Raw genomic sequence first — 22,338 nt, 5'->3', positions numbered from 1 at the left:
ACGTATTACAATTTACGAGACCTTCCACTCAGTAGGCATTTGAGTTGGAATCCTATTTTCCGCCAAGGAGTACCCATGCTAAACATGAAATCTCATATGAAGTCATTACTGGGACTGGTTGTTGCAGCCAGTATGTTCACTGTTTTACCCGCTCACTCGACTGAAATTATCAAGTTAGCCACCACCACCAGCACAGAAAACTCAGGCCTATTGAAAGAACTGTTACCTAAGTTCGAAAGTGCATCAGGCTACAAGGTTCAAGTCATCGCCACTGGTACAGGTAAAGCCCTGAAACTAGGTGAGCAAGGTGACGTGGATTTAGTCATGACTCACGCGCCTAGCGCCGAAGCTAAATTCGTCGCCGATGGTTTTGGTGTTGAGCCCCGCGGCATTATGGAAAATGATTTCGTAGTACTTGGCCCTAAAAACGACCCAGCCAAAATCCGTGACAGCAAAACGGCCGAAGAAGCCTTCGTTAAAATGGCAAAATCAGGCGTACCTTTTATCTCTCGTGGTGACAACTCAGGCACTCACATCAAAGAGTTAGAAGTATGGAAAGCGGCAAATGTTACTCCTAACTTCAAAGGTTATACTTCAGTCGGTCAAGGCATGGGTAAAACCCTGCTGATGGCAAACGAAATGCAAGGTTACACTCTGTCTGACCGTGGTACTTTCGTGGCTTATAAAACTAAGCTCGATCTTGCTGTTGATTTCGATGGTGGCAAAACCTTAGCCAACCCATACCAAGTCATTCTCATCAACCCTGCTAAATACCCAGATCTGAACCACAAAGGCGCTAAAGCATTCAGCGACTGGTTGATCAGCAAAGAAGGTCAAAGCATGATCAACAGCTTCAAAGTTGAAGGCGAGCAATTGTTCAAGGCAACTTATAGCGAATGAACGACGGCTGGCTAGCACTATTACAGCAGGCGTTAAGCCTGCTGTTTTCTTTAGACCCTGACGTTTGGTCCATCATTTCGATCTCGTTTTCGGTTTCTTTCGCGGCACTGCTGATCACGCTGGTTCCTTCCATGGTGCTCGGCTTTGTGTTGGCGTTTGCGCCATTTCGCGGCAAATGGATAGTCACTAACTTAGTTCAAACTCTGCAATCAATCCCGACAGTGGTTATCGGTCTACTCGTGTATTTACTGCTAACACGCAACGGTCCTCTGGGCGATCTAAAATGGTTATTTACCCAAGAAGGCATGATTCTTGGGCAAATGTTCATCTGTGCCCCCGTGCTAATTGCAATGAGCCAAGCCGCATTCACTAGCGTTGATCGCAGAGCTTGGGAAACCTCACGCACCTTAGGTGCCTCTTGGTGCCGTGCAGTGTGGACAGTATGCCGAGAACTGCGCATGCCCTTACTGCTGGCGATTGTCGCGGCCTTTAGTCGCATTCTGACCGAAGTCGGCTGCTCTATGATGGTCGGCGGCAATATTTTAAACGTGACCCGTAATATTCCTACCGCAATCGCACTTGAAACCAGCAAAGGTGACTTCGCCCAAGCTATCGCCCTCGGGCTAGTGCTGCTAATCTTGGCCTTGATCCTCAACTTTGCCTTAGGTAGTTTACGCGGCAAAGCCATGCCTAGGAGCCATTAAGCAATGACTAAGGTCAAACTGATCGCCCGTGACGTAGAAATGTCCTTTGGCGCGCGCCTGTTATTCAAAGCCGACGTATTATCGTTCTGCCAAGGAGATGTGATTTATCTGCAAGGCGACAATGGCACAGGCAAATCAACCTTGATGAAAATTCTGGCGGGCTTAATGCCACCAACCAAAGGCCATATTGAGGCTGTCGGTTTTGCCCAAAATGCTTGGTGGCGACGCAATCCATTGTTAGGTAAGGCCGTTTATCTGCACCAACATCCTTATTTGTTCGACGGCACAGTGGAATATAATCTCACCTATGGGCTGAATTTCAGCTCAGAAACAAAAGCCAAGGCGAAACAGCGGATTACTCAAGCGATTGAGATGGCGCAGCTAGGGTCGCTGCTGCAGGCAAGGGCCAGTAATCTCTCTGGCGGCGAAAGACAGCGCCTCGCGATTGCGCGCGCTTGGATCCTACAACCTAAACTATTAATGCTCGATGAACCCACCTCCAATATGGACAAGGATTCCCAAGAGCTAGTATTAAAAATGATCCAACAACTCAAACACGAAGGCACAGGAATGTTACTGAGTAGCCATCAGAATTGCGCGTTAACAGCCATCTGCGAACAACAGTGGCACATAGAAAGTGAGCGCGTGATGACCTCTTATCAACAGCCTGAATCTTTGCCAGCACAGGAGCCTTTGTATGTCATCGCAAATTGATGCCGTTATTCTCGCCGGTGGTATGGCCCGTCGCATGGGTGGCGACGATAAAGGTCTTGTCGAATTAAACGGCGAAGCCATGATTAAGCACACAATAGATAGAATAAAACCTCAGGTTAAGGAGATCCTGATCAACGCAAATCGTAACCAAACACGTTATGCTGAGTTCGGTTTTAAGGTGATAAGTGACGAGCATAGTGGTTTCCTCGGACCTTTAGCGGGTATGATCACCGCTATGGGCCAAACAGATGCAGACTACTTATTGGTAGTACCCTGCGACTGTCCACTCCTGCCACTCGACCTTGTTCCGCGTATGTTGGCAGCAATTGAGGCAGAAAAAGCCGAGATTGCTGTCGCCAGTGACGGTGAGTATGAACAACCCGTTGTTTTACTCTTAAAACCTAGCTTACGTGACTCGATGAAAGCGTTTCTTGAGGCGGGTGAGCGTAAAGTGGACTTTTGGTATATCAAACATCACTTCGTCGTAGCGTCATTCGCCGACCAGCCCAATGCTTTTGTGAATGTGAATACGCCAGAACAAAAACAACGACTAGCGATAGAAATCACCCAATAGCTAAAAAGGCTCCAATAACCCAAATTAGAGGTGCAAATGAGTAACCCCTTCGTCAATCCGCTCGCTATTCCCGTTCTCGGATTTTGTGCCTACAGTGGCACGGGGAAAACCACCTTACTCAAGCAATTGATCCCCGAATTAAATCAACGTGGCCTGCGCTTAGCCGTAATCAAACATGCCCACCATAATTTCGACGTAGATATTCCCGGCAAAGACAGTTACGAAATGCGCAAGGCTGGCGCGCGACAAATGCTGGTCGCCTCCCATGTACGCTGGGCGCTGATGACAGAAGACGCGCGCGATGGCGATCCTGAGTTAGTCCATTTACTCAAGCAAATCGAAGCCGACAAAGTCGATATCGTCCTCGTCGAAGGCTTTAAAAAGCTCGCATTACCTAAAATTGAATTGCACCGCGCCGCCCACGGCAAACCTTTTATCTACACCCAAGATGAGAATATCCTCGCCATCGCCTGTTGCGATGATACTCAGTTGCCAAACGACGCACTCCCGAATGAGCTGCGCCGTCTCGATCTCAACAATGTCAGCCAGATTGCCGATTTTGTGATGGAGTACGCCCAAAACTGGGAAGCGCCACTCCAATACCCCATTTCGGCCGTGGATTCCTGCGCCATAGGCGACAATAAAAACCTCAGCGTCAGCCAAGGTTTAGCGCAAATTTTATCCCATGTTTCACCCGTGGCAGAGATTGAAGACATCGAGTTAGACGCCTTAGATAACCGCATACTGGCCAGCGACAGCATTTCTCCCGTCAACGTGCCACAACAAACCAATTCGGCGATGGATGGCTACGCCTTTGTCTATCAAGACCCCATGCCTACCACCTTAAAATTGGTGGGAGAGGTTCTTGCCGGTCATCAATATTCGGGCACGCTTAAAGTCGGCGAAACCGTGCGTATCATGACGGGCGCAACTGTGCCTGCGGGTGCCGATACAGTGCAGCCCCGAGAGCTTGCCAAGGAAGTCGATGGCATTGTTAGCTTTGAAGGCCGCATTCTTTCTGGCCAACACGTTCGCCTCGCTGGAGAAGATATTGCTCAAGGCCAAGTCGCACTTGCAAAAGCCACTCGCCTAAGCGCCGCAGAACAAGGTTTACTGGCCTCACTCGGGCTCAATCACCTGAGTGTATATCGCCGACCAACTGTTGCAGTATTCTCCACCGGCGATGAAGTGAGCCAGCCCGGCGAAGTACTCAAAGCTAACTGCATTTATGACTCAAACCGCTTTACCATCAAAGCGATGGCAAAACGTCTCGGTTGTGACGTTATCGATTTAGGCATTATCGAAGATTCTGAAGCCGCCCTTGAAGCAACTCTCGCTAAAGCCGCCAACCTTGCTGATGTCGTCATTAGCTCGGGTGGCGTGTCTGTCGGCGATGCGGACTACATTAAAACCGTGCTTGCACGCCTCGGCAAAATTGATTTCTGGCGGATTAGCATGCGTCCGGGTCGGCCACTCGCCTTTGGTAAAGTGAATGACAGCTTATTCTTCGGGCTACCGGGCAACCCAGTCGCAGTCATGGTGTCTTTCCTGCAATTTGTGCAGCCCGCTTTACGAAAATTAGCAGGTGAAGTGAATTGGCAAGCGCAGCTATTCCCTGCAATAAGTGATGAAACTCTACGAAGCCGTCAAGGCCGCACCGAATTTATTCGCGGGATTTATCAGCTTGGTAAAGATGGACGTCTGCACGTGAGTAGCACGGGCAACCAAGGTTCTGGGATGTTAAGTTCAATGGTCAAAGGGAATTGCCTCATCATCATAGGGGATGATGCAGAAGCCGTGAATGCAGGTGAAACTGTATTTATTCAACCCTTTGCGGATCTGCTTTAGGATCCAGTGAGTTTTTATGAGTCTAATTGTGGATTCCTTTGGCCGTAAGGTCGAATATTTACGGCTCTCGGTCACCGACCGCTGCGACTTTCGCTGTGTTTATTGCATGACGGAAGATCCCTGTTTTCTGCCAAAGGATCACGTACTCCACCTCGAAGAATTAGCTTGGATTGCCCAAGCCTTTACCGAGCTTGGTGTGACTAAAATTCGCCTGACCGGCGGTGAGCCCTTAGTTCGCACCGATTGCGATCAGCTAGTGGGTCTGCTTGGCAAACTACCTGGGCTTACGGATTTATCCATGACCACCAATGGTTCAAGGCTGACAAAATTCGCTAAACCCATGTTTGATGCAGGATTAAAGCGCCTCAATATCAGCCTAGATACCTTAAACCCCACACTGTTTACTCAGCTAACGCGTAACGGCAAATTAGACAGAGTCATCGACGGTATCGATGCGGCTATTGCGGCGGGATTTGAACGTATCAAGATTAATGCGGTGATTTTAAAACAGCAGAACGATAATGAAGTTATTGATTTAGTTGATTTCTGCCGTGGCCGCAACTTAGACATTGCCTTTATCGAAGAAATGCCGCTTGGCGAAATGGATGAGCGGAAACGCGCCCGTCATTGCAGCAGCGATGAAGTAAAAGCCATCATCAATAGTCACTATCCGCTACAGCTTTCCAACAAACGTACCGGCGGCCCAGCACGTTATTACACTATGGCTGACAGCCCAATCCATATCGGCTTTATCTCGCCCCACAGCCACAACTTCTGCCACGAATGTAATCGCGTGCGCGTCACAGTCGAAGGCCAATTATTGCTGTGTTTAGGCAATGAACATGCCGTTGATCTCAAAAGCATAGTCCGGGAATTTCCGGCTGATATTGAAAGATTAAAAGTCGCTATTCTCGCGGGAATTAATCTCAAGCCTAAGCAACACGACTTTGGCAATAATGAGGTACAAATCCTACGCTTTATGAACGCCACTGGCGGTTAAGCATCACCACTCCATCGCTTAAGGGCTAGCATCTCAATTTGGCCGTGATAAACTCGAAGCATCACCCCATACTTAGCGTTACACATTTCTATGGCATTAACTCGTAAGCAATGGAATAACATCATCATAGTCGCCTGCGCCTTTATGGTCGCCGTGCTGACTTTTATGGATAACAAAACCAATAATGTTCCGAGTGATGCTCAGCGACTGTTTGACGATAATGCACCGCTTTCACAGCTGCAACTCGACGGGTTATGGCTGCACAAGCAAGCATCACAATGGGAGTGCGACACTAAAATCCTCAACTGTGATGAATGGGCAAAGGCGTGGCAAACCATACGGGTATCCCCCTTAACCGCCGCGCCAGAAACCACAGATAATCCGCAAGAATTAGTTATACAGATTGCAGATATCCGCGATGCCCAACTGTGGATCTATTTTCCCAATGAAGGCGCCTTAAAGTCTCCCGCAGGTAATTGGTATTTAGTACCACCGAGTTTAAGATCTAAACTGCAACCGATCCTCGATGCGAAACCCGCAGCTTAATGCCACCCAATTTTACTTAAGATAAGAAAGAATCCATGCCGGAATTACCAGAAGTTGAAGTCACCCGTCAGGGTATTGCCCCCTACCTTGTCGAGCAAACCGTGGTTGATCTTGTGATCCGCAATGGCTCGTTGCGCTGGCCAGTGCCTGACATAGCCAAACAGATTATCGGCCAAGTTATACGCCAAGTGCGACGCCGTGCTAAGTATCTATTAATCGACACTGACGCGGGCACCAGCATAGTGCATTTAGGCATGTCGGGAAGTTTACGGATTTTGCCCCACGATACCCCAGTGGAAAAGCATGACCATATCGACTTAGTGCTCGCCAACGGCCGTATTTTACGCTTTAACGATCCCAGACGTTTCGGTGCTTGGCTATGGTGTGAACTCCCAGAAGAAGCCCATCCATTACTCGCCAAATTAGGGCCTGAGCCACTGACCCATGCCTTTAATGTCGCACAATTAGCGGCAGCTTTAGCGGGCAAGAAAAAAGCGATCAAACTCTGCCTGATGGATAATCATATCGTAGTGGGTGTAGGCAATATTTACGCTAATGAAGCCTTGTTTGCGGCGGGCATTCACCCAGAGGCCGAAGCAGGTAAAATCGATATCGAGCGTTTGACCGTTTTAGTTGCAGAAGTGAAGCAAATCTTAGCCCACGCCATTAAACAGGGTGGCACCACGCTGAAAGACTTCACCAATGCCGATGGCAAGCCGGGCTACTTCGCCCAAAAACTGCATGTCTATGGTCGCGGCGGTGAAACCTGCACAAGCTGCGGTAACTTGCTGAGTGAAATCCGTTTAGGCCAGCGCACCACAGTATTTTGTGGCATTTGCCAAACACGCTAACATTGCGTTATTTATAAGCCAAAATGCCAAGCAAGTGCTTGGCATTTTTCGTTATTTAATCAATTATATCTGTCAAAAACGATACTCAAAACTGCTAAATAGCGTGGCATTGGTATCATTTTCTTGAACTTCAAATTCCGATCTCGATACTGTTCCACCTAAGCTCCACATGCCTTTCCACACAGGCATACGGTAAGAAAGCTCCAGCATCAATAAATCTTCTTTTGGCGGTTGTGGTGCCCAAATGTTCGCCACATTGGAGCCATCTTTATTCAGCTTCGCATAACGCAGCAACGAGGTAAAACCACGGCTGTTATTAAACTGGCCAACTAATCCAACCACGAACACTTGTGCATCGCTATCATAGGTAGAACCCAAAGCACGACCATAGTAGCGAGCACCACTCAGATAGACAGGATCCTCATAGAAACAATTGGCACTATCACCATCGCATTTTACATAGGTGTCCGAATATTCCATGAACAACTTAAACTGCTTACCCGATGTGCCAAAATGGGTATCAATACCCCAAAGTGAGCCGCAGTCACTACCATTTTCACAACTATGTTCGAGATATAATCCAACGGGGATATCCTGCAAAGTATCGGCATAACGCATATCAATACTTTGAGTTCTATGGCCTGCATCGCGGCGCTCATTCGGCGCACAATCATTTGTACCATCGATACAAACAGCATTACTCGCAACCGAATCCCACCAAGAGTCAAAGTTACAATCTTGGCCCTCACCACAAAATAAGGTCGACCAAGACAATCCCACTTCTAACTGTTTAATCGGTCTTGCACTTAAGCGCATATCCCACTCAGCCGTCTTAGGCACAGCACGATCCACTTCAGTTAAGCTAAATCCGGTTTTAAAGGTCCAAGGGCCAATCCAAGATAACCAAGGTGTTTCAAAAGCCGCGGCATTGTTACGGCTCAAGGTTAACGATGACATAGGGCGGGCGTTATTAGAACGATGTAGAGCCGAGTCAAACCCCGGTCCCCACCACTGCTCAACCGCGCCTAAGGTTGCGATCCAATTGCCAAAAATGATGGCAAAATAAGACTCATCAAGGCGGAAGTTTTTATTATCTTGCGGATCATAGGTTTCTGCCACAGTCGCCTTATAAGCAACACGCGATCCTAAATACTCGTAGGAGCCTAGCACTTCACCTTTCTCGCGATAGTCAGAACCATAATGTTGAAAGCGAGCAGGATCAGATGCTGCCGATACTTTTATCCGTGCATTACCACGATTATCGACAGCATTTTGATAATAAAAATTAACCCGTGCAAAGGCTTGTACTAAAGAGGGAGAAAGCAGCTCAGGCTCAATTTTCGCTAAATCACCACCAATGCCTGACCACATCAATGGATAAGTATTCACAGGCACAGTGATCACACCCGCATCAGCAAGTGCTTGAATATCAGCTCTAAGATAAATATCAGAGGCATCGACCCAAGGTGCAGCAGCAAGCATTGAAGAAAAAAACAGGCCAGAGGCAATGCTAGTAGCAAGGATCGTGGGGGAAAAAAAAGCCTTCATAACATCCTTTTAAGTATCATCACAAGGCAACAATGCCCCAAAGTTAACACAAAACTCCTACGTAAAAACTATCTAGTTCGCAGGTAAAATCTAAGGTTTAACCAACTTAAGCTTTGCCGCCAATGCAGCAGTTACTTCAGGGTGAACAAACTGGCTCACATCGCCACCATGCAAAGCGACTTCCTTTACTAAGGTTGAAGAGATAAATGAGTTTTCCTCGGCAGGCGTTAAAAACACGCTTTCCAGATCAGGGCTCAATCTGCGATTCATATTTGCTAATTGGAATTCATATTCAAAGTCGGATACCGCGCGTAACCCACGCACAAGTACACTTGCCTTTTGCTCCTTGGCAAAATCCACTAGCAACCCAGAAAACCCCACCACCTCGACATTATCCAAATGAGCAGTCACCCGATTGACCAATTCAACTCGCTCTTCAAGGGTAAATCTAGGCTGCTTGGAAGGGTTAGCCGCAATGCCAATCACCACATGTTTAAACAGTTTAGCCGCACGCTCAATCAAGTCGGCATGACCATTGGTGATAGGATCAAATGTCCCAGGGTAAATTGCTCTTGTGTGCACTTTGCTGACTCAACTCACATGGATGCCAAAAATCATTGCTCGCCAGTCTACTCGTTTTAGCCAAGCGAGTGAATAATCGCAGCAAAAACGGCTTTAAATACCGATAAAAAACTTAAAAATAAGCAAGAACGCTATTGATTAAGCCCATGTAAAGGCACGAACAGGTATAATGTTGCACGAAATTAAAACCGACCACATACAATGTTGCTCCCCTGTTTAACGATATACACTGAGCAGTGTTAGGTTTAAAAAACGACGTTTGAAGACACGCAGAAGAGCATATATGAAGAAAATCGCGATTTTTTGCCATAACTTTTTCTCCAACGGCACAGTGAAAGTCGCCTTGTCGCAGGCAGAAGTGTTACAGGAAGCAGGACAAGATGTGCATTTGTTTGTGTTTCACAAGGAAGGCGATTTTATACCTCCGCAAAATGTGACCATTCATTATCTGTTTGAAGCGGGTCAAAAACCTTCGCGACAGGAGCAGATACAACAACTCAAAGCTAAAGTGAGCGCCGCCGAAAAAACGGGCAAGTTTTCACTCTTTCTAAGTAATTCAACTGACTGCGATGTTGTTGTTTCCGGCTGTCATTTCGATCCTTGCTACTACTTCTGTCATTGTGCGTTAAAACAAGAGTTATTGATGGAGTTAAAACGCGGTCCAGTACACTTCTGGCGCAGATGGAAAAAAGCCAAGGCTCTGATCGGCAAAAAAATCATCACAGTCTCAAATGGTATTGCCGACGAACTCAGAGCCACTTCTTGGTTAAAACCCCAGAGCGTGCAAACCATCTACAACCCTTTTCGCTTAGAAGAAATAAAAATTAAGACTCAAGAAGTTATCGCCGAAATTCCCAATGAGCCTTATATGATCCATGTGGGTAGAGTCACTCGTCAAAAGCGCCATGACATTCTCTTCAAAGCATTGAGGGATATGCCGACAGCACCTAAACTCGTGCTTCTCTGTAATCGACCAAATAAAGCGCGTAAATTAGCCAAAAAATACGGTGTTGAGCACCGAATTATCACACCCGGTTTTCAACATAATCCCTATGCTTGGATTGCCAACGCAGAATTAATGCTACTGAGCTCAGATTTTGAAGGCTTGCCAACGGTAGTCATTGAGTCATTGGCCTGTGGCACCCCCGTCGTAAGCACTGACTGCCCTCACGGCCCGAATGAAATCCTTACCGGACATTTAGCTAAATATTTGGTTCCCGTTCGCCAACCTGCATTGTTGGCACAAAAGGCTCTGGAATGTCTGGCATCGCCTCCATCGCTTGAAGACCTTGCTATTCTTAAAGCCGTAGATAGTCAAAATATTGCAAAGCAATATTTGAACTTAGCCGAATAAATATCTTTATACGGTAAAAAGTAGAAACTCTATTGAATATAAGTAGAGTTTCTACTTAACCTCCAACACCTGTTACACTCTGATACAGTATGACGGCCCATTTGAATTAGCCCCCGAAAACACAATGCATTAACAAATGCATCAAACAATAGAGTGATAACACACAGAAATACAATACATTTAGCCTGTATAATTACTATTATTGAACATCGATAAAACAGTTTATTATAAGGTTAACCATTCTGTATTTATGAATAAATAAATTCATTGATAGTCTATTTGAAAAATATCAAAATACTTCCCATCAAATAATTCTGCCTAAGTAGAATTAGCAATAAATGATTTTTTGGGGTAGTAATGAGTAAGCTTAAAGTGGCTTTATTAGTTGATGAGTACTTTGGTGGTACAGGCACAGTGTATGGTGGATACGGTTTTCTAGCACGCCACTTAATCGCCAAACACTTACCCAACGAAAATATTGAAGTAGAAGTGCTCATTAAGAAAGACTGCAGCAAACAAAGATTAATACCTCGTCGTTATATGATCGATGGTATTAAAGTTTATCGCTTAGCTGCTAAGTTTATGGATTTCCTTAATATTAGGTTTCTGAAAAAGAAGAATTACGATATATTTCTGTCAATAGAAATGACAACCCACTCATATCGCATTCTAAAAACCATCCCCAATATTGATAAAAAACTCCTATTTTGGGTTCAAGATCCAAGACCTGATTATGAATGGGATGAAATTAATACCGTAAAACTTTTCCCTGAGAAAAGTTATTGGGACAGTAATATTTATCAGTTTGTTCATGACCTTTGGGCGGCAGGGAAAGTCTCATTTATTTCTCAGGCACGCTTTTTAGATCGTAAAGCCAGAGATCTCTACAATCTCGATGATAAAACAGAAATCAAATATTTACCCAATCCTATCGAGATCGATCATAATTTCGATGTAGAAGCACACCCGAAGAAAAATCACATTATCTTTCTGGGACGAATTGAGTCAGTCAAACGTGGTTGGTTATTTTGCGAGATAGCTAAACTGATGCCTGAATATGAATTTTTCATGCTAGGTCAGTCATTTAGGCAGTCAAAGAAAAATCAGTCCATCATGAATGACTACCTAAATATTCCCAACCTACATTTTGTAGGGCATGTAGAAGGCGATCGAAAAAACCAGCTAATCAAAGATGCTAAAATTTTAGTCAACACTTCAATTCACGAAGCTCTACCAATTTCTTTCTTAGAAGCGTTATCTTATGGCACCCTTCTCGTCAGTTGCCGTGACCCCGACGAGCTGACGAGTCAATTTGGCGTATTTACAGGTACAGTGCTCGGAGATGGTTTTGATAAAGTCGATTTATTTGTCGATGGTATACGCCATCTGATGGAAAACGAACAACTAAGACAAGAACTCGCGGTTAAGGCAGTTGACTACATCAAAGCAAACCACAGTATTGAAGATTTCCAGAAAAATATGCAAGAAATCATCTTTAAACTGGTTGAAGAAACGAAACTGCAAGGCTAACAAAATGGGCCGATATTTCAATATCGGCCCATAAGTAACGACAACTAGCTAAAACAACTTCCAATAACCTAGCTTGCGCCGCATCTTAAAATGGCGCAACAAGTTCAATGGTTTAGGTTTTAGCCAGTCTGTGCCTTTATCAATCAAAGCATCTGTTGCGGCTAAAACTCGCTGGCTAGATTGACCATCGCCCGTAGGGTGAATTTGATTGCAATAATCATGGATGTGCGCCATCAAATCATCAGGACGACTCAGTGCTCGCGTTAATGCAGATTCAATATCCTCAACCCGACTGATATCGATTAAATGATCTTTCGGTGACTGATTTTTAAAGGTCACCACTGGTTTTCGCTGCATTAAAAACATCAACAGAATCGATGAAGTGTCACACAACATCACATCCCCCGCCTGCAGCAAAGGGATCACATTATCAGTTTCAACAAACTGTAAATTCTCGTTTTCTAAAGCCTTGTACTGCTCAACAATTTTAGGGTTCATCTTTGGATGAAATTGCACGAGCCAGCGCCATTGGCTCTTTTGCGACAGGGCTTTAATCTGCTCAAATACCACTGGTGCGCAGGTCAAACTTGGGGAAAATGTTGAGCAAAAGAGTACTACTGGCCTTGGGTCATCAGCTTTGATATAGGGATTATCTTTATTCTCAAGAAATAGGGGGTCGAGCGCAGGCCATCCCGTTTCAACGACAGTAAAAGTACCAAACTTTTTCTCTAGTTTCAGAAAGGGCAGAGTCGTCGCAGGGCCTTGGGTACAATACAAATCAAAACAATCTCTGATTTCGAAGTGATCTTCTCGGCCCTTATGATTCATTTTCCCCGCATTAAATCCATGAAATACGCCCACTTTAACTCCAGGAATAAAACGAGGGACAACGTTCCCAGGGACGAATACCGCATCTGGTTTCCACGCTTTCACAGCATCGATGCTCTGCAAGCGCAGTTCATCGGTTTTTAAAAACTTAGGATCGACCTCATTTCCCTCTAAGAACCAGCTAACCTCATCACCTCTTTCCAAAATGACTTGTTGAAGTGGCCTTAACATCGCATAGGAATAGTTTTGCGCTATGTAAAATAAATAACGTCTTTTGGCTTGTTTGGCTTCTTCCACAAGCATGCTCCTAAAACACAAACGGATAAATTATTTTGCCAACGCTAAATATTGTTCGGCAATTAAGGTCGCATCGACTTTGGCCAAAATCTCAACCTGCTCGAGGGATGGCGGCAAGCTAACAACCTCGTCTATCATTTTAGCTAACGCTTTGGGATCACGACGCGGCACGAGATAAGGGACTAAATTTCCGGTTAAAATTTCACTAGGTCCATGTGGGCAATCAGTGCTCACAACAGGAGTCCCACAAGCTAAAGATTCAATCAAGACTGTCGGTAAACCTTCAAAATCAGAGCTGAGCACTAATGCCTTAGCCAGCTTAATCCATGGAAAAGGATTACTTTGAAAACCGGGAATAATTAATCGCTTTTCAATACCAAACTTTTTCGCTGCTTTTATCGCTTTTTTGTGGTTATGGCACAAGAGCACGACAGGAAGTTGATTTTGCGTGAGCTTGAGGGCTTCAAACAACACATCATGGCGCTTTTGCTTAGCAAAACGACCGACATGAATAAGATAATCTCCCTGAGGGATTTGCGGATTATCTTGCTGTGATTGAGATATGATTTCGTTAAATTCAAATGGATTATAGATAGTTTGCATAGATGCTGGATGCAAACGACCTTTATCTTTAATCTCCTTTGCTATGCCATTTGAGACAGTAATCAAATGCTGGCCATTGAGCGCTTTTTTGGATTTTAGCTTCTTGAAATAAGCAAACGGTCCCAGTTTAAATTGGCGGCTCAACTCTTCTTCTACAGAAGAATGGACTATGACATAAAGCGGTGAAACACCAGTTTTGGTCATCATTAAATTGGTTTTATCTAAATTTGATAAAAACAAATCAAACTTGCCCACTTGAGATTCAATTTCCGCGATTTTTGCGCAGAGTTTGTTAACCGAAGCATTCAATCGCCCAAAATGGTCGAAATCTTTATCCTTAGGGGCAAAACATTGATGAATGGGTAAGTCATCTGGGATTTCATAATAGCGATTATCTTCCATAACTAAAAAATGCGGCTCATGCCCTAAGCGAATAAATTGCTTGGCTAAGGTAATCATGACCTTTTCGGCTCCGCCACCCGCTAAACTGTCAATGGCAATGGCTATCCGCATGATTTATCTCCTAAACGATATTCTGAATACCCACCGCTAATGCAGCGATATTTCAAGAGTGCTGAACAAGAATGCACGATACTAACAAGCCTTAACTGAGTGTCTGCTGAACCACTAACTCAAACTTCTCAATCACGGCTTCAACACTGATCAAAGCCATCAAATGCTCGCCTTTGGCGCGAGTGCCCCACTTAACTTCGCCGCTATGTTGGGATGCTATCGCCTCATCATAGGCGCTCGCCACATATTGCTGCGATAGGTAAGGACCTGTGCGCCCAGGATTGGAATGGGCATATAAACCGATCACCGGAGTACCTTGGGTCACCGCCATATGTGCAGGGCCCGTATCAGGCGCTAACACTAAACTGGCGCGTTTTAGCAGCGCCAATAATTGCGTCAGACTGGTTTTGCCCACTAAATTATCGATTTTAGAGGGACAAGTCTGCAAGATTTGCTCTGCTAAATCCTTCTCAAGCTGCGTTGGACCACCGCACAGCATGACTCTAAACCCTTTCGCAATCGCATGGCTCGCAACGGCGGCATAGCGCTCTGGTAACCAGTTACGTTCAGCCTTACTGGCTGCAGCGCAAATGATAAAGACTTTTTCATTGTCTTTAATCTGCGTCTGGGCAAATTCAGTATCCGCAATTGGCACAGGAATATGCCATTGAGGAGTGAGATCGTTAACGCCAATCACCTTAGCGAATCCCATAAATCCTTCGAGCACATGGGGATTTGCCAAGGGCTCCACCCTGTGATTTGTCACTAGCCACTGACCTTCTTTAGCGCGGGCACGATCAAAGCCTATGCGCACCTTTGCCGAAATGGCTAATGAAGCCAAGGTTGCACGTAGCGCAACCTGCATATGCAGCAGCACGTCAAAACGTCGACCTTTTAAGGCCTTACGCAAATTAAAATAACTGCGCCATCCTTGAGATTTATCGAAAATAACAAACTCAATGCCGGGTAAATGCTTCAACAATTGATATTCGAGTTTACCGATCACCCATGTGATTTTGAGCTCGGGATATTGTCGCTGAATCGCCTGCACCATAGCCACGGCATGACAGACGTCACCGATAGCGGATAAGCGCAGCAAACAAAGAGAATTCATGGTATTGGGATTTAAACTCATTGGGATTGAAGCTAAAAGCTCTTAAGGTTATTTGGCGCAAGCTAAGGATCTTAATGTAGAATGGCCCTAGGTGCCACGCTTAAGTCAACAAATCTCCGATGAATGCTCAGATACAGCTCATAAAAACCGCCCAAGGTAACATTGCAGTTTGCCAAGATACGCCAACAGATATCGATCCCGCGTGGTTCACGGTGGATTTTTGGCGGGCTAAAAATGCTGTCGTCGGTTCATCCAAAGGCCGCTACACCACTTGGTTTGTGGCATTTGAGCACAGTCATTGGGTATTGCGTCATTATTGGCGTGGCGGCTTAATGGAGAAATTCAGCAAAGATGCTTACGTTTATACTGGCCTCGAAAATACCCGCGCCATGGGAGAGTTACGCTTATTAGACATTTTGTATCGCGAAGATTTTGCTGTACCTAAACCGATTGCCGCCAACATAGTGCGCGATGGATTATTTTACCGCGCCGATATCATTATCGAACGGGTCGAAGGTGCCGAAGATTTAGTCGCTAAACTCGGCAAAGGGGTAATGAGCACAGAGCAATGGCAGGCATTAGGGGCTTGCATCGCCCAATTCCACCAGCGCGGTGTGTACCACGCCGATCTCAATGCCAAGAATATTTTGTTCCAGCCCGCACAAACTGAACCCTTAACGCCAGAGCGGTTTTATCTTATCGATTTCGACCGCGGCGAGTTAAAAACACCGAGCCCGCAATGGCAGCAATCAAATCTAGACAGACTGTTACGTTCCTTTAATAAAGAACAAGCCAAGCTACCAAACCTTGCCTTCACCGCTGATAACTGGTCATCACTAATGCAAGGCTATCAAGCGGCGATGCAAAGCGCCTGATCCACTAAACGAATTATCCAGTTGAATTAAGCGGTTATTAAAGATTGCGCGAGAAGATATTGTTGTTGCAAGGCACCGCGATTTGCCTCAACCACAGCCAATCCCGCGTTCACCGCCTGCTGGCGTAACTCAGGTTTAGCAAAATACTCAATCAAGTTAGCGGCAAGTTCATCCGCCGAAGCGACAACCCTTAACCCACCAGCATCCGCCAACATCTGCGTAATCTGGGCAAAGTCCCAATGGTTCGGCCCCACCATAACAGGTACGCCCATAGCAACAGGCTCCAAGGGATTATGGCCACCATTATTGATCAGCGTGCCACCGACAAAAGCTTGATCCGCGGCGCCATAAAAGGTCAGAAGTTCACCCATGGTATCGCCTACCAGCACTTGAGTCGTTGCCGCCACAGGAAGATTACCGCTGCGGCGAACAAATTTAAAACCTTGGCTGGCAACAACCTCAGCAACGGCAGAAAACTGCTCAGGATGACGCGGCGCAATAATCAGCAAGGCATCGGGCCACTGAGCCAATAATTGCCTATGGGCGATGAGCATGGCGTCAAATTCTCCAGGATGCACACTGCCTGCGACCCAAATCGGCGAGGTTTCACGCCCCCAAGCTTGACGTAGCTGCTTGGCATTGGCTAAACGCTCAGGCGTAATACTGAGATCAAACTTCAAGCTACCGCATACTGTTACTCTGTCCTGCGATACACCTAACTCGATAAAACGCTGCGCTTCTACTTGAGTCTGCACCGCAATAACATCGAGTCGCTGCAACATAGGCCGACTGAGTTTAGGACGCTTAGCGTATTGCGCCGCCGATTTGACCGATAGGCGAGCATTGGCCAACATCAAGCGCACACCGCGTTTGGCCGCTAAGGCAACTAAGTTAGGCCACAGCTCGGTTTCCATAATGATGCAGGATTTAGGTGACACTTGGTGCAAGAAACGCCCCACACACCAAGGTAAGTCAAAGGGTAAATAACAATGTTGCACTGAGTCACCAAAGGCTTTACGCACCTGCGCAGACCCTGTTGGGCTGGTTGTGGTAACCGTAATGCTTAATTCAGGGTGTGATTGCATAATCAAACGGATCAATGGGATTGCCGCAAGCGTTTCACCCATAGACACAGAATGGACCAGTAAATCCGTCGATTTAAGTCGAGTTAATCCAAAACGCTCCCCCCAACGACCGCGGTAATCAGGGCTTTTAATAGCACGAAATGCTAAATAGACGACTAGCAAAGGGGATAATAAATATAAGATCGTGGAATAGAGAAAACGATTCATTAAAAACGTGCTTATGAGTTTTGCCTGATGAATAGCGGCAATGTTAGCATATGCACCAAATTAGGGATAATTTACCAGCAGTTCGGCGGTCGTTGGTTAGCTTTCTTTGATCAATTATGTGGCGTTCACTAGCAATTTGGATAACTTATGAAAACCCGCGACAAAATAATCTATGCCAGTCTTGAACTGTTCAACGAGCATGGCGAAAGAAACATCACCACCAATCACATTGCTGCTCACTTAAATATGAGTCCCGGGAATCTTTATTACCATTTTCGCAATAAAGAAGACATTATCCGCTGTATTTTCAGTCTATATGAGAATCATCTCGAATCGGGTTTCCAACCCTATGAAGATAAGCAAGTGGATGTAGAACTGTTAATCGGCTACTTCGATGCTATGTTCTATACCTTGTGGCAATTCCGCTTTATGTACGCCAATCTTGCGGATATTCTCGCCCGCGATGAAGAACTAAAAAAACGCTATTTGCACGCACAGCAGCAAGTATTAACGCGTTCAAGCCATGTGCTGCATAAACTCACACAAGATGGATTTCTGTGTGTCGATGCTGACAAAATCACGCCACTGGCGGATACCATTAAGATGATCGTCAGCTTTTGGATTGGTTATCAACTCACACAATCCAGCACGTCCACCATTACTAAAGCGACACTTTATGAAGGCGTTTTAAGGGTGCTGATGATTTTCAAAGCCTATGCAACCCCAACTTCCGTTGCGACTTTTACTCGCCTAGAGCAACATTACCACGCGCTAGCGAGTCAAGAATCCCTATAACATCATCCCAAACGCCTATGTTGGGAACTCGCATTCGGAACTAAACTCAAAGCAATTATAGTACTGAGTGCGAACCCGTTTTCGCTCTACAACGCTTAAAAGAATACTCAGTCAAACAGTGGCAAACTTATGTTGCACATTAGTTTTTATAATGTAAAAACCACTTTAACCCTAAACTCGTTTATCTTGCGAACCTGCATGAAAAAAAGGCTGTAGGCCGATTAGGTTTAGAGTTAGAATGCCGCCACTCCCAAAATCAGAATAAAGTTAACTAAGGAGATATCAGGTGGCCTCTACCTCATTCTACGCACAGATTAATCAACAGCTTGCAGACATCAAAGCCGAAGGCTTATATAAAAGCGAGCGTGTTATTGCCTCACCACAACAGACTGCCATTCAAGTTAATCACCAAGAAGTTATTAACTTTTGCGCGAATAATTACCTAGGCCTAGCGAATCACCCAGAGCTAATCAAAGCCGCGCAACAGGGATTAGACAGCCACGGCTTTGGTATGGCGTCGGTACGCTTTATTTGCGGCACCCAAGATATCCATAAAAAGCTAGAAGCTAGCCTGAGCGAATTCCTCGGCACTGAAGACACCATTCTTTACTCTTCATGTTTTGATGCGAACGCAGGTCTATTCGAAACCTTGTTAGATGCAGAAGATGCGATTATTTCCGATGCGTTAAACCATGCTTCTATCATCGACGGTGTACGTTTATGTAAAGCCAAGCGTTTCCGCTATGCCAACAACGACATGGCCGATTTAGAAACTCAGTTGATCGCCGCGAAAGCCGCTGGCGCCCGTAACATCTTGATCGCCACCGATGGCGTATTCTCGATGGACGGCGTGATTGCTAACCTTAAAGGCGTATGTGATTTAGCCGACAAATACGGCGCACTAGTGATGGTCGATGACTCTCACGCGGTGGGCTTTATCGGCGCAAACGGCCGTGGCACGCACGAATATTGCAATGTGATGGACAGAGTCGACATCATCACCGGCACCTTAGGCAAAGCCTTAGGCGGCGCATCGGGCGGTTTCACTTCGGGTAAAAAAGAAGTCATCGACTGGTTACGCCAGCGTTCACGTCCTTACCTGTTCTCTAACTCATTAGCGCCGTCAATCGTGACGGCATCTATCCATGTGTTAGAAATGCTCAAATCAGGCCAAGCCTTGCGCGAAGCCGTATGGGAAAACAGCCGTTATTTCCGTGAGCAAATGTCAGCCGCGGGCTTTACTTTGGGCGGCGCCGACCACGCGATTATCCCTGTGATGATTGGCGATGCGAAACTGGCGAGCGACTTTGCTAACCGCTTATTAACAGAGCATATTTATGTTATTGGCTTCTCGTTCCCAGTAGTTCCTAAGGGACAAGCCCGTATCCGTACGCAAATGTCAGCGGCACATACCCGTGAGCAACTCGACAAAGCGATCGCCGCCTTTACCCGTATTGCCAAAGAAATGGGCATTATTTAGGACTTAAGACAATGAAAGCACTAAGCAAGTTAAAAGCCGAAAAAGGTATTTGGTTAGTCGATGCGCCTAAGCCAGTGATGGGCCACAACGATCTGCTGATCAAAATTAAAAAAACGGCGATTTGTGGCACCGACATGCACATCTACAACTGGGACGAATGGTCACAAAAAACTATTCCAGTCCCTATGGTTGTTGGTCATGAATATGTAGGCGAAGTGGTTGATATAGGCCAAGAAGTTCGTGGTTTTAAGATTGGAGACCGCGTGTCTGGCGAAGGTCATATTACCTGTGGCCACTGCCGTAACTGCCGCGCAGGCCGTACCCATTTATGCCGTAACACCTCTGGCGTGGGTGTCAATCGTGAAGGTTCATTTGCGGAATACTTAGTTATCCCCGCCTTTAACGCCTTTAAAATCCCTGATGATATCAGCGATGATTTAGCCTCAATCTTTGACCCCTTTGGTAACGCTGTGCACACAGCATTATCCTTCGATTTAGTCGGTGAAGACGTGTTGATCACCGGCGCAGGTCCCATCGGCATCATGGCGGCTGCAGTATGTCGTCACGTAGGTGCTCGCCATGTGGTGATCACCGACGTCAACGAATACCGCTTAGAGCTGGCCCGAAAAATGGGCGCCACGCGCGCTGTGAACGTGTCAAAAGAAAACCTAAAAGACGTGATGAAAGAACTGGGCATGACCGAAGGTTTCGACGTTGGATTAGAAATGTCTGGCGTACCCTCAGCCTTCCACGCCATGTTAGATACCATGAACCACGGCGGCAAAGTCGCTATGCTCGGTATTCCAAGTGGTGAAATGGCCATCGACTGGAGCAAAGTGATCTTCAAAGGTTTGGTCATTAAAGGCATCTACGGCCGTGAAATGTTCGAAACTTGGTACAAGATGGCCAGTCTTATCCAATCAGGCTTAGATATTTCACCTATCATCACTCACCACTTCAAGATTGATGATTTCCAACAAGGTTTCGACGCTATGGGCTCGGGCCAATCGGGTAAAGTGATCCTCAGCTGGGATTAATCCTCCAGAGCATTACTTATGCCCAAATGACCTGAAGATGCAGGATTCGTATCTTCAGATAGCTTGGGTATAGATAGGGGCTGTACACTCGCAGCCCCTTGTTGCACACTTATCCCATCTTGATTTCCATCTCTTAGCTTTGTCAGGTTTTATTATGTCTTCCTTTAAACACTTAAGCGTTAATCAATTGCTGCAAATGACCGAAGCACAGCCAGTGCAAATCGTCGATATCCGCGATGGCAATAGCTTCACCAACGGCCATATTGCAGGTGCAACTAACCTGAATAACGAAAACCTAGCGCAATTTATTAGCCAAGCCGATATGGATAGCCCACTGGTGGTGGTTTGTTATCACGGCATGAGCAGCCAAAATGCGGCGCAATATTTATGCGAACAAGGTTTTGATGACGTTTACAGCCTAGACGGCGGCTATAGCGCTTGGCATGAGGCGAATGCATGATAGAAATTGGCAGACTCCCCAACAGCAGAGCCGCGCAGGCATTTGTCGATTACCTCAAAGGGGAAGACATTGACTGCCAAATTGAGCCGCTGGTTCAGGGTGTTGCCATTCTGGTTATCCATGACAAAGATGTGGAGCAAGCACGCAAAGAGTTTGCCCACTTTATTGCTCACCCTTACGACAATAAATATCTGCAAGCCTCATGGGAACACGGCGATACCCAAACCAAACTCGATTATGGTGCCCCTTCGCTGCAGTTGTTCACCCAATTTATTACTGGCGCAGGCCCAGTCACGCTGATCATATTTGCGGCTTGCGTACTCATTTTTGCAGCGATGAACTTAGGATTCGCCAACCAAACCTACAAAGCACTGTCCTATTTTGGGGCAGTACCTCATTCAGAGTTCAGCCAGTTCTGGCGTGTTTTTACACCGAGCCTGCTGCATTTTTCCGCCATGCACGTCATCTTTAATTTGCTCTGGTGGTGGTATTTAGGCGGTAAAATCGAAACCCGTATTGGTACTGCACCATTACTCATCCTGCTGTTTGTCGCAGGAACACTGCCAAACGTTATCCAATATTATGTCGGTGGACCTAACTTTGGCGGGCTGTCCGGCGTTGTGTATGCAGTGGTGGGTTACACTTGGATCATGGGTATACGTAAACCCGCAGCTGGAATAGATTTCCCACCATCATATATGGGCTTTATGATGATATGGTTGGCATTGGGATTCACAGATATTCTAGGGGTTTCGGTTGCTAATGGTGCCCACATTGGCGGCTTACTCATAGGTTTAGCCCAAGGTTTATTTGATAGCCGCAAATCCTCGAGCTCAATCTAATAACTCAATCTAATATAGTGAACCAAGATAAATCCTGAAATTTATCTTGGT

22 protein-coding genes are annotated in these 22,338 nt (G+C 46.0%); 16 read left to right on the top strand and 6 right to left on the bottom strand.

The genetic code is table 11. From position 1 onward, the window contains the following. Positions 1–75: 75 nt before the first annotated feature. The 8 genes from L5L91_RS15070 to mutM all read left to right on the top strand — a co-directional run bounded on the left by L5L91_RS15070 (position 76) and on the right by mutM (position 7,137). Positions 76–900 carry a substrate-binding domain-containing protein gene (locus L5L91_RS15070; RefSeq protein WP_263237021.1) on the top strand — a complete coding sequence of 275 codons (825 nt, stop codon included), beginning with the start codon at positions 76–78 and terminating at the stop codon, positions 898–900. Further along, a complete protein-coding gene (locus L5L91_RS15065) occupies positions 897–1,604 on the top strand; it encodes an ABC transporter permease (protein WP_105250740.1) in 708 nt (235 codons plus the stop codon). The genes L5L91_RS15070 and L5L91_RS15065 overlap by 4 nt, the downstream gene beginning before the upstream one ends. Before the next feature lie 3 nt (positions 1,605–1,607). Further along, on the top strand, positions 1,608–2,318 hold the full coding sequence (locus L5L91_RS15060; protein ID WP_263237020.1) for an energy-coupling factor ABC transporter ATP-binding protein: 711 nt from the start codon (positions 1,608–1,610) through the stop codon (positions 2,316–2,318). Further along, positions 2,302–2,892: a molybdenum cofactor guanylyltransferase MobA gene (gene mobA, locus L5L91_RS15055; RefSeq protein WP_113940167.1), complete on the top strand. Its 591-nt coding sequence runs from the start codon at positions 2,302–2,304 to the stop codon at positions 2,890–2,892. Before L5L91_RS15060 ends, mobA begins: the two co-directional genes overlap by 17 nt. A gap of 36 nt (positions 2,893–2,928) precedes the next feature. Next, complete coding sequence (locus L5L91_RS15050; protein WP_263237019.1) at positions 2,929–4,740, top strand: bifunctional molybdopterin-guanine dinucleotide biosynthesis adaptor protein MobB/molybdopterin molybdotransferase MoeA; 1,812 nt, start codon at positions 2,929–2,931, stop codon at positions 4,738–4,740. Between the two features lie 16 nt (positions 4,741–4,756). Then, positions 4,757–5,740 (top strand): GTP 3',8-cyclase MoaA, encoded by a 984-nt coding sequence (gene moaA, locus L5L91_RS15045; RefSeq protein ID WP_011787489.1) that lies wholly within the window; start codon positions 4,757–4,759, stop codon positions 5,738–5,740. A gap of 90 nt (positions 5,741–5,830) precedes the next feature. Continuing rightward, positions 5,831–6,286 carry a hypothetical protein gene (locus tag L5L91_RS15040; protein ID WP_219254437.1) on the top strand — a complete coding sequence of 152 codons (456 nt, stop codon included), beginning with the start codon at positions 5,831–5,833 and terminating at the stop codon, positions 6,284–6,286. Between the two features lie 35 nt (positions 6,287–6,321). Beyond that, a complete protein-coding gene (gene mutM / locus L5L91_RS15035; RefSeq protein WP_263167915.1) occupies positions 6,322–7,137 on the top strand; it encodes a bifunctional DNA-formamidopyrimidine glycosylase/DNA-(apurinic or apyrimidinic site) lyase in 816 nt (271 codons plus the stop codon). Between the two features lie 72 nt (positions 7,138–7,209). Here mutM and L5L91_RS15030 read toward each other — a convergent pair whose 3' ends face one another. After that, positions 7,210–8,685 carry a capsule assembly Wzi family protein gene (locus L5L91_RS15030; protein ID WP_263237017.1) on the bottom strand — a complete coding sequence of 492 codons (1,476 nt, stop codon included), beginning with the start codon at positions 8,683–8,685 and terminating at the stop codon, positions 7,210–7,212. 90 nt (positions 8,686–8,775) lie between these two features. Further along, positions 8,776–9,267: a pantetheine-phosphate adenylyltransferase gene (coaD, locus tag L5L91_RS15025; RefSeq protein ID WP_105250747.1), complete on the bottom strand. Its 492-nt coding sequence runs from the start codon at positions 9,265–9,267 to the stop codon at positions 8,776–8,778. A 283-nt stretch (positions 9,268–9,550) separates the two neighbouring features. Here coaD and L5L91_RS15020 point away from each other — a divergent pair, with 283 nt between their 5' ends. Then, the gene (locus L5L91_RS15020; RefSeq protein ID WP_263237015.1) at positions 9,551–10,621 is read left to right on the top strand and encodes a glycosyltransferase; all 1,071 of its coding nucleotides are present in this window, start codon (positions 9,551–9,553) and stop codon (positions 10,619–10,621) included. A 357-nt stretch (positions 10,622–10,978) separates the two neighbouring features. Then, positions 10,979–12,151: a glycosyltransferase family 4 protein gene (locus L5L91_RS15015; protein ID WP_173497803.1), complete on the top strand. Its 1,173-nt coding sequence runs from the start codon at positions 10,979–10,981 to the stop codon at positions 12,149–12,151. 48 nt (positions 12,152–12,199) lie between these two features. Here L5L91_RS15015 and L5L91_RS15010 read toward each other — a convergent pair whose 3' ends face one another. The 3 genes from L5L91_RS15010 to L5L91_RS15000 all read right to left on the bottom strand — a co-directional run bounded on the left by L5L91_RS15010 (position 12,200) and on the right by L5L91_RS15000 (position 15,527). Then, a complete protein-coding gene (locus L5L91_RS15010; RefSeq protein ID WP_251073431.1) occupies positions 12,200–13,282 on the bottom strand; it encodes a CDP-glycerol glycerophosphotransferase family protein in 1,083 nt (360 codons plus the stop codon). A gap of 24 nt (positions 13,283–13,306) precedes the next feature. Then, on the bottom strand, positions 13,307–14,392 hold the full coding sequence (locus L5L91_RS15005) for a glycosyltransferase (protein ID WP_263237013.1): 1,086 nt from the start codon (positions 14,390–14,392) through the stop codon (positions 13,307–13,309). Positions 14,393–14,483: 91 nt separating this feature from the next. After that, complete coding sequence (locus tag L5L91_RS15000) at positions 14,484–15,527, bottom strand: glycosyltransferase family 9 protein (protein WP_263237011.1); 1,044 nt, start codon at positions 15,525–15,527, stop codon at positions 14,484–14,486. 98 nt (positions 15,528–15,625) lie between these two features. Between L5L91_RS15000 and L5L91_RS14995 the strand changes: the two genes are divergently transcribed. Then, positions 15,626–16,381 (top strand): 3-deoxy-D-manno-octulosonic acid kinase, encoded by a 756-nt coding sequence (locus tag L5L91_RS14995; RefSeq protein ID WP_263198641.1) that lies wholly within the window; start codon positions 15,626–15,628, stop codon positions 16,379–16,381. A 26-nt stretch (positions 16,382–16,407) separates the two neighbouring features. Here the strand turns inward: L5L91_RS14995 and waaA are convergent, their stop codons facing one another. Further along, a complete protein-coding gene (gene waaA / locus L5L91_RS14990) occupies positions 16,408–17,673 on the bottom strand; it encodes a lipid IV(A) 3-deoxy-D-manno-octulosonic acid transferase (protein WP_263237010.1) in 1,266 nt (421 codons plus the stop codon). A gap of 147 nt (positions 17,674–17,820) precedes the next feature. On the opposite strand from waaA, the gene L5L91_RS14985 reads away from it, so the two are divergent. From L5L91_RS14985 to glpG, 5 genes are all read left to right on the top strand, one after another. Next, complete coding sequence (locus tag L5L91_RS14985; RefSeq protein ID WP_113940155.1) at positions 17,821–18,468, top strand: TetR/AcrR family transcriptional regulator; 648 nt, start codon at positions 17,821–17,823, stop codon at positions 18,466–18,468. A gap of 286 nt (positions 18,469–18,754) precedes the next feature. Beyond that, entirely contained in the window at positions 18,755–19,948 is a 1,194-nt protein-coding gene (locus L5L91_RS14980; protein WP_263237009.1) for a glycine C-acetyltransferase, read from the top strand. Positions 19,949–19,959: 11 nt separating this feature from the next. Next, entirely contained in the window at positions 19,960–20,985 is a 1,026-nt protein-coding gene (gene tdh, locus L5L91_RS14975; protein WP_012090660.1) for an L-threonine 3-dehydrogenase, read from the top strand. Between the two features lie 154 nt (positions 20,986–21,139). Beyond that, on the top strand, positions 21,140–21,445 hold the full coding sequence (glpE, locus tag L5L91_RS14970) for a thiosulfate sulfurtransferase GlpE (protein WP_006084745.1): 306 nt from the start codon (positions 21,140–21,142) through the stop codon (positions 21,443–21,445). Next, positions 21,442–22,287 (top strand): rhomboid family intramembrane serine protease GlpG, encoded by an 846-nt coding sequence (glpG, locus tag L5L91_RS14965; protein ID WP_173497797.1) that lies wholly within the window; start codon positions 21,442–21,444, stop codon positions 22,285–22,287. Before glpE ends, glpG begins: the two co-directional genes overlap by 4 nt. Positions 22,288–22,338 lie beyond the last annotated feature (51 nt).

The organism is Shewanella sp. SM55 (genome assembly GCF_025654025.1).
Classification (GTDB): domain Bacteria; phylum Pseudomonadota; class Gammaproteobacteria; order Enterobacterales; family Shewanellaceae; genus Shewanella; species Shewanella oncorhynchi.
Note: the sequence above shows the minus strand (reverse complement) of the source record. Positions and strands in the feature narration are given on the sequence as shown.

Coding starts and splice junctions, on each gene's coding strand:
- L5L91_RS15070 (WP_263237021.1), top strand. CDS start 76: ATGCTAAACATGAAATCTCATATGAAGTCATTACTGGGACTGGTTGTT.
- L5L91_RS15065 (WP_105250740.1), top strand. CDS start 897: ATGAACGACGGCTGGCTAGCACTATTACAGCAGGCGTTAAGCCTGCTG.
- L5L91_RS15060 (WP_263237020.1), top strand. CDS start 1,608: ATGACTAAGGTCAAACTGATCGCCCGTGACGTAGAAATGTCCTTTGGC.
- mobA (WP_113940167.1), top strand. CDS start 2,302: ATGTCATCGCAAATTGATGCCGTTATTCTCGCCGGTGGTATGGCCCGT.
- L5L91_RS15050 (WP_263237019.1), top strand. CDS start 2,929: ATGAGTAACCCCTTCGTCAATCCGCTCGCTATTCCCGTTCTCGGATTT.
- moaA (WP_011787489.1), top strand. CDS start 4,757: ATGAGTCTAATTGTGGATTCCTTTGGCCGTAAGGTCGAATATTTACGG.
- L5L91_RS15040 (WP_219254437.1), top strand. CDS start 5,831: ATGGCATTAACTCGTAAGCAATGGAATAACATCATCATAGTCGCCTGC.
- mutM (WP_263167915.1), top strand. CDS start 6,322: ATGCCGGAATTACCAGAAGTTGAAGTCACCCGTCAGGGTATTGCCCCC.
- L5L91_RS15030 (WP_263237017.1), bottom strand. CDS start 8,685: ATGAAGGCTTTTTTTTCCCCCACGATCCTTGCTACTAGCATTGCCTCT.
- L5L91_RS15020 (WP_263237015.1), top strand. CDS start 9,551: ATGAAGAAAATCGCGATTTTTTGCCATAACTTTTTCTCCAACGGCACA.
- L5L91_RS15015 (WP_173497803.1), top strand. CDS start 10,979: ATGAGTAAGCTTAAAGTGGCTTTATTAGTTGATGAGTACTTTGGTGGT.
- L5L91_RS15010 (WP_251073431.1), bottom strand. CDS start 13,282: ATGCTTGTGGAAGAAGCCAAACAAGCCAAAAGACGTTATTTATTTTAC.
- L5L91_RS15005 (WP_263237013.1), bottom strand. CDS start 14,392: ATGCGGATAGCCATTGCCATTGACAGTTTAGCGGGTGGCGGAGCCGAA.
- L5L91_RS15000 (WP_263237011.1), bottom strand. CDS start 15,527: ATGAGTTTAAATCCCAATACCATGAATTCTCTTTGTTTGCTGCGCTTA.
- L5L91_RS14995 (WP_263198641.1), top strand. CDS start 15,626: ATGAATGCTCAGATACAGCTCATAAAAACCGCCCAAGGTAACATTGCA.
- waaA (WP_263237010.1), bottom strand. CDS start 17,673: ATGAATCGTTTTCTCTATTCCACGATCTTATATTTATTATCCCCTTTG.
- L5L91_RS14985 (WP_113940155.1), top strand. CDS start 17,821: ATGAAAACCCGCGACAAAATAATCTATGCCAGTCTTGAACTGTTCAAC.
- tdh (WP_012090660.1), top strand. CDS start 19,960: ATGAAAGCACTAAGCAAGTTAAAAGCCGAAAAAGGTATTTGGTTAGTC.
- glpE (WP_006084745.1), top strand. CDS start 21,140: ATGTCTTCCTTTAAACACTTAAGCGTTAATCAATTGCTGCAAATGACC.
- glpG (WP_173497797.1), top strand. CDS start 21,442: ATGATAGAAATTGGCAGACTCCCCAACAGCAGAGCCGCGCAGGCATTT.